9 protein-coding genes are annotated in these 11,133 nt (G+C 42.9%); 1 reads left to right on the forward strand and 8 read right to left on the reverse strand.

Annotation, left to right across the window (positions count from 1 at the left end; genetic code table 11):
- Positions 1 to 1,341 (forward strand): pentapeptide repeat-containing protein (locus QZ157_RS07650; protein ID WP_295143933.1); only part of this gene is annotated, 1,341 nt, incomplete at its 5' end.
- Between the two features lie 157 nt (positions 1,342 to 1,498).
- Here the strand turns inward: QZ157_RS07650 and QZ157_RS07655 are convergent.
- The 8 genes from QZ157_RS07655 to rplM all read right to left on the reverse strand — a co-directional run bounded on the left by QZ157_RS07655 (position 1,499) and on the right by rplM (position 11,092).
- Positions 1,499 to 2,005: a DNA-deoxyinosine glycosylase gene (locus QZ157_RS07655; RefSeq protein ID WP_295143935.1), complete on the reverse strand. Its 507-nt coding sequence runs from the start codon at positions 2,003 to 2,005 to the stop codon at positions 1,499 to 1,501.
- Positions 2,006 to 2,077: 72 nt separating this feature from the next.
- Complete coding sequence (locus tag QZ157_RS07660; protein ID WP_295143937.1) at positions 2,078 to 2,683, reverse strand: LemA family protein; 606 nt, start codon at positions 2,681 to 2,683, stop codon at positions 2,078 to 2,080.
- Between the two features lie 226 nt (positions 2,684 to 2,909).
- Entirely contained in the window at positions 2,910 to 6,494 is a 3,585-nt protein-coding gene (nifJ, locus tag QZ157_RS07665; protein ID WP_295143939.1) for a pyruvate:ferredoxin (flavodoxin) oxidoreductase, read from the reverse strand.
- Positions 6,495 to 7,200: 706 nt separating this feature from the next.
- Entirely contained in the window at positions 7,201 to 7,845 is a 645-nt protein-coding gene (locus QZ157_RS07670; RefSeq protein WP_295143941.1) for an HAD family hydrolase, read from the reverse strand.
- Between the two features lie 415 nt (positions 7,846 to 8,260).
- The gene (locus QZ157_RS07675) at positions 8,261 to 9,088 is read right to left on the reverse strand and encodes a mechanosensitive ion channel domain-containing protein (protein WP_295143943.1); all 828 of its coding nucleotides are present in this window, start codon (positions 9,086 to 9,088) and stop codon (positions 8,261 to 8,263) included.
- Between the two features lie 20 nt (positions 9,089 to 9,108).
- Entirely contained in the window at positions 9,109 to 10,107 is a 999-nt protein-coding gene (locus tag QZ157_RS07680) for an OmpA family protein (RefSeq protein ID WP_295143945.1), read from the reverse strand.
- 164 nt (positions 10,108 to 10,271) lie between these two features.
- Positions 10,272 to 10,661 (reverse strand): 30S ribosomal protein S9, encoded by a 390-nt coding sequence (gene rpsI / locus QZ157_RS07685; RefSeq protein ID WP_295143947.1) that lies wholly within the window; start codon positions 10,659 to 10,661, stop codon positions 10,272 to 10,274.
- 2 nt (positions 10,662 to 10,663) lie between these two features.
- Positions 10,664 to 11,092: a 50S ribosomal protein L13 gene (rplM, locus tag QZ157_RS07690; protein ID WP_002949135.1), complete on the reverse strand. Its 429-nt coding sequence runs from the start codon at positions 11,090 to 11,092 to the stop codon at positions 10,664 to 10,666.
- Between the last annotated feature and the right edge of the window lie 41 nt (positions 11,093 to 11,133).

Raw genomic sequence — 11,133 nt, forward strand, 5'->3', positions numbered from 1 at the left:
TTATTTAAAGATATTGTCGATTTTGGCGAGACGAATTTTGAAAAAAATGCTTATTTTTATAACGCAGATTTTAAAAATTTAACTAATTTTGCATCAAGTGTTTTTGACGGGACTTTAAATTTTACAAATGTAAAAACCAATTTTACATATTTGACCTATGAAGAGCTTAAAAATATTATCAAAGACAAAAGCACAAATGATATGTATCCAAAAAATCATAAAATTAACCATATTGACAAATGCATAAATATAACAAATGATTTCAGAGATGGTTTTAGACTTATAAAGCACACCTTGAACGACAAAGGCAATGCACTAGATGCAAGCTTATATCGCTGTCTAGAACTATACTGTAAAGAACTAGAATTAGAATTTACTCTTAAAAAGACAAAGGATAAAAAAAGTAAAAATAATAAAGAAGTAGAATCTGCCGATAAAGTAGAAGCCAAGCCTAAAAGCGAAAATCGTATCGAGATTTTATTAGATTTGATGACGCTAAAATTATATAGAAGCACTAGCGACCATCATACGAATTTACTACGAATTATAAATTTTATGGCTTTAACTATCGCGGTATATGGGCTATGTTTTTATATTTTTGATATTTTTTTATTGGAAACGATTGTTGCCAATCCTAAAGCGCTAGTATTTTCTATAATACTATGTTATATAGTAGGATTAATAGCGTACATGGCTAATCTTAGCATTAAACAAAGTGCGGTAGCGGTGATAGCAACCATTATATGCGTCTTTTACGGTATAGGCAAATATTATCCTATTTTTACTATCTATTTTATATTTTTGTATCTGACACTATACTTTGTGTTTTTTTATTTACACGAGTTTATACTTGCAAAAATTTTGACTTACTTGATTTGCATATTTATATTTTTAAGCAAACCATTTTTAATAGCGCCGTTTATAGGCGTATTTACGTCAGAACAAGCGGCTCAAAACAAATTTAAAGAATATACCATAAGATATAATGAAAATGGTCTGGACGATATGCTCCTAGATGCAAATCTCACTAACACCAAAAAAGACAATAAACTAGATTTTATAGTCGAAAATAGAAAAACGATTTTAGAAGAGTTGGATTGCGATAAAACATTATTAATTAAATCCAAAAATAAATGCGCACAAAATACCGATGAGACCGTCTATAGCAACCTTAATAATAAAATCAAAAAGCCGTATGCAAAGGCTCTAGCCGCTCTAAAATACGACGAAATAATGCAATCAACGCAAAAAAGCGCAAACTTGCTGTATGGCTTCATCATGCTATTAGTCGTTTATTCGCTCACGAAAACCGCACGCAAAAACTCGGTCGTGCCTAGCTAGAGGTTTATGTGGCTATTAGTGGCAATAAAGCGAACAAGCCTTTTTATTTTTGCTCGCTTATTAAATAGATGTTTGCGAAATTTGGCGGCGCCTTTATTTTAGATTTTGCCATTTGCGATAATAGACAGGTAAATTAGCTAAATTTATATAGATAAATTTAGCCGTCTTTTAGCGCCTCCGCGACGATCATCCACTCTTGCACGAGCTTTTCAAAGCTAAAATTTGCGTTTGCGGAGCTAGTCGAAGGTAGTTTGACGGGCGGTTTACCAGTTTTGTTTAAAATTTGAGTTTTTAGATATTTTTTGCAGATTTCGTGTGCTTTGCCGCCATTGGCGAACACCTGCACGACGCGCGCTCCGCTAAAGATCGGCTCTAAATTTGCGGGTGTGACGGCGGTCATTTTGGCGTCGCTCGAGCCCTTTATCTCGCACGAGATCGCAGCGTCGTAGATAGCGATGCGGTGAGCGAGCAGAAAATTTATCTTTTCGTCCGTGCCTTCTGGCAACGGAGCGTTTAAAATCCCGGCCAGCACGCGCCAGAAGCGATTTTGCGGATTTGCGTAGTAAAAGCCCAGCTTGCGAGAAACGACGGAAGGAAAGGAGCCGAGGATTAAAATTTTAGAGTTTTTATCAAAAATCGGTTTAAAAGGATGGGTTTGGCTCATTTTATGCCTTTGAAATTAATTCATATTCCCCATCATCTAAACCGTTCATATTATTTACATATTTTATAAGAACTAATCTTTTTTATCAGAATTATTTGAAATTTTATCATTAATCATCTTTTTTGCATTCATTGCAATATCGGTGATTTTCTTATTGGAGTCGCTTAAAATCTCTTGTATCTTTGCCGAATCGTCCTTTTTAAATATTTTTAAATTTTCGCTAAAATCCTCATCGTTAATATCAAAATAAGCCACTGACTCAAAAGACAACTTTGAAGCTATTAAAACTTGAGGAAAAGCATTTTTATAGGCATTATAACTTTTAACCTCGGCATTATAGTTTTCGCGTCTATTCAAAAGCTCGCCTTCGATTTTTTCCAATTGCGACATTAACATTTGGTATGTTTCATTGGCTTTTAGCTCTGGAAAAGCCTGCGCTAAAGCAGCCACTTTTGCAACTCCGTTTCCAGAAATACCAAGTTGCACCATTTGCTCGCCGCTTGCGTAATCTTTAGCTATGTCTATAATTTGATTTGAAAGGTCTAGGCGTTTTTTAAGCGTAGCTTGGATGTTTGCAAAGCTTTCTCTTATATTTTGCATCATTGACTGCAATTTATTATATATTTTAATAATATAAGCCGCCAAAGCAACCACAACAACGATTATAGTGATAAACATTTTACTCCTTTTTTAATTGCATTAGAATGCGCGATTATTGCTTGTTAAGACTTAAATTTACTTAAAAACTTAAAAATTACCTGTCTAAAAATTTAAGTAAGCGTTTATCTGGAAACCGAATATAACCTTACAAACGACACCGCGCAAATTTAACCACCCGAACGAGCGGCTAAATTTACAGATATTTTCCATCGCCCGTCAAATTTAGGCGAGAGAAATTTTCGCCCTACTCGGCGTTTTCGTTAGCCTGTTCCGAGCCAGACTCGATCTCATCGCTAAAGTCAGCCAAGCTTAGGCGTTTTAGCTGGCGGTAGCGTCTTTGCGCGTCGGCCTTGTTTTTAGCCAGCAGCTCGTCCGCGTGCTGCGGGTTGGTTTTCTTAAGCGAGTTGTAGCGAACCTCGTTTAGCAAAAACTCCTCGTAAAGCGACCAATCAGGCTCTTTTGAGGTCATTTTGAGCGGATTTTTACCCTCTTTGATTAGGCGCGGATCGTAGACGTAGGTCGGCCAGTAGCCGCATTTAGTCGCTAACTCGCCTTGATCGCCGGAGTAGGCCATACCGCCTTTTATACCGTGCGCGATACAAGGCGAATACGCGATCACGAGACTCGGACCGTCGTAGGCCTCGGCTGCGGCGATGGCTTTTATCGTATTTGCTTGGCTCGCGTTTGAGTTGATCTGCGCTACAAAAATATTTCCGTAAGTCATCGCGATATAGCCTAGGTCTTTTTTCTGCATCGGCTTACCGCTAGCGGTAAACTGCGCTATGGAGCCAGCGCGGCTTGATTTTGAGCTCTGGCCGCCGGTGTTTGAGTAGACCTCGGTGTCAAGCACGAGCACGTTTACGTTCTCGCCGCTAGCTAGCACGTGATCAAGACCGCCAAAGCCGATATCGTAAGCCCAGCCGTCGCCGCCGATGATCCATTGGGATTTTTTGACGAGGTATCTTTTTAGCTCTAAAATTTCTTTTACGCCCTCTACGTCTAAATTTTGCTCCAAAATCGGCGTTAAAATTTTAGCGATTTGCGTCGTTTTCTCGCCGTCGTTTTTGTGCGCGATCCAGTCGGAGTATAGCGCGGCTAGGGCATTTGGCGCGGCGTCTTTGGTGCGTAGCATGACGTCCTCGATACGGTGGCGTAGCGTCTCTACTGCGACGTTCATACCCATGCCAAACTCTGCGTTATCCTCAAACAGCGAATTTGCCCACGCTACGCCCTTGCCCTCTTTGTTCGTCGTATAAGGCGTCGAAGGCGCGCTACCGCCGTAGATCGAGCTACATCCGGTCGCGTTTGCCACGATCATACGGTCGCCGAATAGTCTCGTAACAAGCCCGATATAAGGCGTCTCGCCGCATCCGGGGCATGCGCCGTGAAACTCAAATAACGGCTGCGCAAATCCCACGCCCTTGACGCTATCTTTGCTCATCAGGTCGTCTTTGTAGGTTACCTTTTTAAATAAATAATCGGCGTTTTCCTGCTCGTTTTTCTCCATCTCCTCAGCTAGAGGCACCATGACGAGCGATTTTTCCTTGCTCGGGCAGTTTTGAGCGCACAGCTCGCAGCCGGTGCAGTCTAGAGGACTGACCTGGATTTTATATTTTAGCCCTTTTACCTCTTTGCCTTTGGCGTCTAGGACGTGATCTTGCACGGTTTGCGGAGCGGCGGCGAGCTCGTTTTCATCGATGAGAAACGGCCTGATGACCGCGTGCGGGCAGACGAAGGCGCACTGGTTGCACTGGATACAGTTTTCCTCGATCCACTTAGGCACCATTACGCCGATGCCGCGTTTTTCGTAGGCTGTCGTGCCTGATTTAAAGTGTCCGTCTTCAAAGCCTACAAATGCCGAAACAGGCAGGCTATCGCCCCTAGCGGCATTGATAGGCTTAACGATTTTTTCTATAAATTCGTCGCCGACGTATTTTTCATCGTTAGCGGCGTCATCCGTCAAATTTGCCCAGCTAGGGTCGACCGCGACCTTAACCAGCCCGTCCGCACCCATATCGATAGCCTTGTAGTTCATCTCCACGATCGCTTCGCCCTTTTTGGCGTAGGCTTTGTGTGCGTACTCTTTCATGTATTTTTGCGCGTCGGCAAACGGGATGATATCAGCCAGCTTAAAAAACGCCGACTGCATGATGGTGTTCGTGCGGTTTTTTAGCCCGATCTCGCGAGCTAGCTTGGTGGCGTTGATGATGTAGAAATTTACCTTTTTAGCGGCTAAAATTTTCTTTACTTTATTCGGCAGTTTAGCGACCGTCTGCTCGGCGTCCCAGATCGAGTTTAGCAGGAACGTCCCGCCCTCGCGGATACCGTCTATGACGTCATAAATTTCAAGATACGCCGCGACCGAGCAGGCTACGAAGTGCGGATTTGAGACGAGGTAGGTCGAGCGGATCGGGTTTTTACCAAAACGCAGGTGCGATCGCGTGTAGCCGCCCGATTTTTTACTATCGTAGGCAAAATACGCCTGCGCGTAAAGCTCGGTTTTATCGCCGATGATTTTGATTGAGTTTTTATTCGCTCCCACAGTACCGTCCGCGCCAAGTCCGTAAAATAGACACTCTTTCACGCTTACGTCGCTTAGCGAAATTTTCTCGCCGACTTTTAGCGACGTAAATGTCACGTCATCCTCGATACCGACGGTAAAGCCATTTTTAGGCCCCTCTAAATTTAAGTTTTCAAAGACGGCTAGCATTTGTGCAGGATCGACGTCTTTTGAGCTCAGACCGTAGCGTCCGCCCACGATCACGGGCTGATTTTTGTGTCCGTAAAACGCAGCCTTGACGTCCAGATATAGCGGCTCGCCGAGGCTTCCCGGCTCTTTCGTGCGGTCTAGCACAGCGATCTTTTCTACCGTCTCAGGCATCACGTCAAAGAGGTATTTTAGGCTAAACGGGCGGTATAGATGCACTTTTAGCACGCCTACTTTTTCGCCCTTTGCGCGTAGGTGATCGACGACTTCTTCTAGAGTTTGCGTTACCGAACCCATCGCGACCACGATGCGCGTAGCGTGCGGATCGCCGTAATAATTAAACGGCTTATAATCGCGTCCCGTGATTTTTGAAATTTCTTTTAGATACTCGGCCACGATATCAGGCACCGCATCGTAGTAACGGTTGGCTAGCTCGCGCGTCTGAAAGTAGATGTCGTCGTTTTGCGCCGTACCGCGAGTTTTCGGACTTTCGGGACTTAGCGCCTCGTCTCTAAATTTTTGCAGCGCCTCACGGTCAAGAAGCCTATCAAAGTGCGCGTAGTCAAGCACCTCGACCTTTTGTATCTCGTGGCTCGTGCGAAATCCGTCAAAAAAATGCAAAAACGGCACGCGACCCTTGATCGCAGCTAGGTGCGCGACGCCGGCGATATCCATGACCTCTTGCACAGAGCCGCTTGCCAGCATCGCAAATCCCGTTTGGCGACAGGCATAGATATCCTGATGATCGCCAAAGATAGAAAGTGCCTGGGCCGCGATAGAGCGCGCGCTCACGTGGATGACGCCCGGCAGCAGCTGGCCTGCGATTTTGTACATATTGGGGATTTTTAGCAAAAGTCCTTGCGAAGCCGTGTACGTCGTAGTTAGCGCGCCTACTTGCAGCGAACCGTGTACGGTGCCCGCAGCTCCGCCCTCGCTTTGCATTTCGACGACTTTAACCGGCATGCCAAATAGATTTTTCTTGCCCTGGGCCGCCCACATATCGGTGTAGTCAGCCATCGGCGAGCTAGGGGTGATCGGGTAAATGCCCGCAACCTCAGTAAATGCGTACGATGCGTGCGCCGCAGCCTCGTTTCCGTCCATAGTTTTCATTATTTTAGCCATTTTTCCGCCTTAAATTTTCTTGCGATTTTTAAAAATCTTTTATTATAGAGCTAGTTTCCAAAATATCTAATTAATCAGCTAAGTTACATTTTCAAAAAAGCTCAAATTTAATAATCTAAGGCCCTAAATTTGACCTGGTGGCCGATTTTAAAAACTACTCAAATTTAAGCGATAAATTTTAAAAACGAAGAAGCCGTGCGTAAGGTTTTTATCCGCGTTAGCCGCGATTTCCGTCTTATGCCTTTATGCCACAGCGAATAAAAAATCGCAAACAAAGCAAATTTGCGGCAAGCAGATGCGTTGCTTCGTCATCGCCCAAAATAGGATTGAGTTTAGACGGCACAGCAGGAAAATGAGCCGCCACCGGCTATATACGAGCCATCTTGGTCACGGACGCCTAGTCGCTATTTTACAGCTATTTGGGCAACAACTAATTGGTAAAAATCATGGGCGGTATTTATCTTAAATGTAATCAATGTACTTGAGCGCTTTGAGAAAAAAGCAAGCGTGTTGGTTAAGGCAAAATTTGCCTCTTTACCCTGGTTTTTGCGGCAAATTTGATTTAAATTTGGCTTACTGTACTTGTCGCTACGCTTTATATACGGTTAAATTCGCCAACTCAATCGAATGCTAAAAATAGCCGTTTATCGAGCTAATATAGGTTTTTGATCGCTCTAAAATCTAAATTTATCGGCCAAACTCACCTCTACGCTATAAATTTAACCGCCTCAAATGCGTTTTTAAAGATCAAATTTGAATGCTCGCGCAAATCAGCCTCATTGCCGTAGCCGCAAACTAGCCCGATGCCCGCAATCCCGGCACGCTTCGCCGCCTCCAGATCCATCGTCGTATCGCCGATCATAAAGGCGTTCGCCCTATCTTGCGCGCTTGTCTTACCCAGGCGCTCAAGAGCCTTGTTTATAGGCTCAGGATCGGGCTTTGGATTTACGACGTCATCTCTGCCGATCACGGTTTTGACAAACTTCATAACGCCCAAGTGTTCAAGCAAAATGACCGAAAATTTCGACGTTTTCGTTGTCACGACACCCACGTCCGCCACCTCGCTAGCAAGCGCCAATGCACCCGCCGCGCCATCAAGAAGCGAAGTTTGTTCCAAAAAAATCTGCTCATAACGCGCCTTATACGCGGCGATATAATCAGGCACGAGCTGCGTCGGCGCGCCAAGTCCGGCAAACATGACGTCAAGGGGATGACCGACTAGGGTCTTGACCGCCTCGGGCTTTGGAGCAGGCTCGCCGTGAGCGCGAAATGCCGCACCGAATCCATCAAGGATCGCGGGCGTCGAGTCGATAAGCGTACCGTCTAGGTCAAAAAGTATGGTTTTTTTCATCTTGCTTCTTTCGTTTTTTTAATTGTGACAGCATAAATTTGACGGCATTTTCGCGTCAAATTTGCATTTTAGTAAACTTTGATTTTACTTTTTGTATTTTAAAATTTGCCTTAAGTCGGCTTTTTTTAATTTCAAATTTTTATCATTATGGGCTTTGATTTAAATTTATACTGTTGTAGTCTAAGGATTAAAATTACCATTCGCTTAAAATATCCGCGATATCAAATATGGCTTTCGAATAAAAAATTGCACTTTAAAATATAAACTTTTTAGACGAAAATTTTAAAATATTGCAGACGAAATTTCTTATAGTTATGTATTTTTACACAAATTTAACAGCACGGGATGTCGGGTCAAATTTAACCTATCAACCATGCGAGTACGCGAGCATAAAATATGCAAGAAAACCGAGTAATTAAATTTGCTCGTCTTGCTTTTTGTCTTGATATCGGATGCTAAGCTGCGGCGATGGTATAGAGATGCCTTTGGCGTCAAATGCGAGCTTGGCGCTTTCTAGCATAGCAAACTGTACATCCGAAAAATCATCGCTCGCACACCAAAATCTAGCTGTCAAATTTACGCTATTTTCACCCAGACTCCCGACCCCGACGAATGGCTTTGGCTCTTTTAGGATCTTTTTGTTTTTGTCAGCTAGGTTTAAAATAATCTCTTTTGCAAGCTTTAAATCGTCTTTATAATCTATGGAAAATACGAGCTCAACCCGCCTGGTGCCCTCTTTTGAGAAGTTTATTATGTTGCTGCTTATGATGCGTCCGTTTGGGATAATGATGGTTTTGTGATCGGCTGTACGTAAAACGGTGCTAAACATATTGATCTCTTTGACTGCGCCTTGCACGCCTGCGACTTCTATGTGATCTTTGAGTTTAAACGGCCTAAAAAATATTATCAAAAACCCTGCGCCGATATTTGAAAAGGTATCTTTAAACGCCATACCGATAGCAAGACCGATGGCACCTAGCGCAGCAACAAACATAGATGTCTCTACGCCCAAATTTGCGATCGCAGCTATAATTACAAAAGCCATGAGAAGCGTTTTGATGATATTTAGTAAAAAACTCGAAAGAGTTTCGTCAAGTCTAGAGGAAATGATTAATTTTGATATAAGATTTGAGATTTTAGCTACTAGCCATTTGCCGATAAGCAAGATGGCGATAGAACCTAAAATTTTTAAAGAATAGGATGAGATTAACGACCAAATAAGTTCGAATTTAATCTCATCCATACATTATTAAGCTAGGCTAATTATTTATTAAATCTAGCTTCAACGCGTCTATTTTCAGCGCGTCCTTCTTTTGTTTTATTTGAAGCGACAGGTTTAAGCTCACCGTATCCTACAGCAGTGATCTTGTCTGCGCTTACGCCAAGTTCTTCAAGAGCTTTAGCAACTGCATTTGCTCTTTTTTCAGATAGTTTTTGATTGTAAGCCTCAGCACCAATACTGTCTGTATGTCCGCTTAGAACTACGCGGTAGCCCGGGTTTTCACCCATAAAGTTAGCTACTTTCTTGATCTCCTCAAGATATTTTGGAGTTACTTTGTAGCTATCGAATGCAAAATTTACGCCGATATCTCTGAGAACGATAACCTTCTCGCAACCGGTCTCGTCAACTACTACCCCAGCCGGTGTATTTGGGCATTGATCAACATCGTTTAAAACGCCGTCGTTATCGTCGTCAAGCACTACGACGGCTTGCTCTTTAACCTCAACCACTTCAGCTACTACAGGAGCATTTTTAGCACCAAAGCCTACTGCAAAACCTAGCGTATAGAATAGGTTGTGATCTGCATGCTCAAATTTAATAGCATCTACGGCCTCAGCGCGTAGAGCAAAGTTATCGGTAATTTGATATCTCAAACCAAGGCCGTATTGACCGAAGCCGCCGTCATCATTTTTGACGAATTTTTTTGAGACATCCTCATATCCCGCACCAAGTAAGCCGTAAAGAGATAGTTTTTCAGTTAGACCAAAATCTTTAATAGCATTAACAAAATATCTAGTAGCCTTTCCGTCTACGCCATACTCTCTTATCTTGTTAGTGTGGCTAAGACCGAGTTCTACGTGGTCTATAAAGAAATTTTCAAGGTTTCTTCCGATTCTTAAACCGATAGCTGATTGTTCATTTGTTCCCAAATTTCCTTCAGGATGAACGCCGCCTATTGTCGGAGTTAGTTCGTAATTGTAAGCTGAATCAGCGGCAAAAAGCGCAGTAGCAGCAACTAAAGCAAGAGCAATCTTTTTCATAAGTTATCCTTTCTTTTGTCCCGTTTTTTCACAAGACTATTTTTTGATTTTATCACTAATTTATAAATCTAAATTTAACATACAACTTGAGACATATCAGTCTTTCCAAATTATATACCTCATCTCCAAAATCTAAAAGCCGACGAAACGGCTTTAGCAAACTATTAGCGTTTAGAGAATTGCGGGCTTCTTCTAGCTTTTCTTCTACCGAATTTCTTACGCTCGACGACGCGTGAGTCGCGAGTTAGTAGACCTTTTGGTTTTAGAGTCGCTCTAAAGTCGGCGTCAAATAGAGCCAATGCTCTTGATATGCCGTGTCTTAGCGCCTCAGCCTGAGCAGAATATCCTCCGCCTAGAGTCGTTGCGGTTACGTCTATAGAACCCTCTTGTTTTGTTAAAAGTAGAGGTTGAACTACTTTTAGCTTGATAGCTTCATGTCCGCCGAGCCAAGTATTTAGATCAAGTCCGTTTACTAAAATTTTACCGCTGCCCGGTTTTATCCAGACTTTTGCTACGGCAGTTTTTCTTTTACCGGTTGCATAAACTTTCGCCATGATTATTTTCCTTCTTTTTTAGCTATTTGAGCCGTGTGCGGGTGCTCGCTGCCGGCGTAAACTTTTAGTTTTTTTATCATCTCTCTGCCAAGTTTTGTTTTTGGAAGCATTCCGCGAACGGCTAGCTTAAACAGTTTTTCCGGCTTATCTGCTAAAAGCTCGCCGAATTTCTCGCTTTTCGTGCTACCAAAATATCCCGAATGGCGGTGATAAAGCTTTTGCTCGGCTTTATTGTTGCCCGTAAATTCGGCTTTAGAAGCGTTGATTATGATAACGTAATCGCCGCAATCGACATTCGGAGTGAAATTTGGTTTATGCTTACCGCGAAGCAGCGTAGCTACCTCGGTTAGCAATCTACCAAAACGCTTGCCTGCCGCGTCAAGCACGATCCACTCGCGCTCCACTTCGTTTGGTTTTGTTATTTTCGTCATTTTCTTACCCTTTAGATAATTTTAGGTCGTGATTGTATTCA

Origin of the sequence: uncultured Campylobacter sp. (assembly GCF_905372745.1) — a bacterium.
GTDB lineage: Bacteria > Campylobacterota > Campylobacteria > Campylobacterales > Campylobacteraceae > Campylobacter_A.

What these genes read in the sequence shown, in the direction of transcription:
- QZ157_RS07655 (WP_295143935.1), bottom strand. Translation starts at nt 2,005, where the DNA reads ATGAGCCAAACCCATCCTTTTAAACCGATTTTTGATAAAAACTCTAAA.
- QZ157_RS07660 (WP_295143937.1), bottom strand. Translation starts at nt 2,683, where the DNA reads ATGTTTATCACTATAATCGTTGTTGTGGTTGCTTTGGCGGCTTATATT.
- nifJ (WP_295143939.1), bottom strand. Translation starts at nt 6,494, where the DNA reads ATGGCTAAAATAATGAAAACTATGGACGGAAACGAGGCTGCGGCGCAC.
- QZ157_RS07670 (WP_295143941.1), bottom strand. Translation starts at nt 7,845, where the DNA reads ATGAAAAAAACCATACTTTTTGACCTAGACGGTACGCTTATCGACTCG.
- QZ157_RS07675 (WP_295143943.1), bottom strand. Translation starts at nt 9,088, where the DNA reads ATGGATGAGATTAAATTCGAACTTATTTGGTCGTTAATCTCATCCTAT.
- QZ157_RS07680 (WP_295143945.1), bottom strand. Translation starts at nt 10,107, where the DNA reads ATGAAAAAGATTGCTCTTGCTTTAGTTGCTGCTACTGCGCTTTTTGCC.
- rpsI (WP_295143947.1), bottom strand. Translation starts at nt 10,661, where the DNA reads ATGGCGAAAGTTTATGCAACCGGTAAAAGAAAAACTGCCGTAGCAAAA.
- rplM (WP_002949135.1), bottom strand. Translation starts at nt 11,092, where the DNA reads ATGACGAAAATAACAAAACCAAACGAAGTGGAGCGCGAGTGGATCGTG.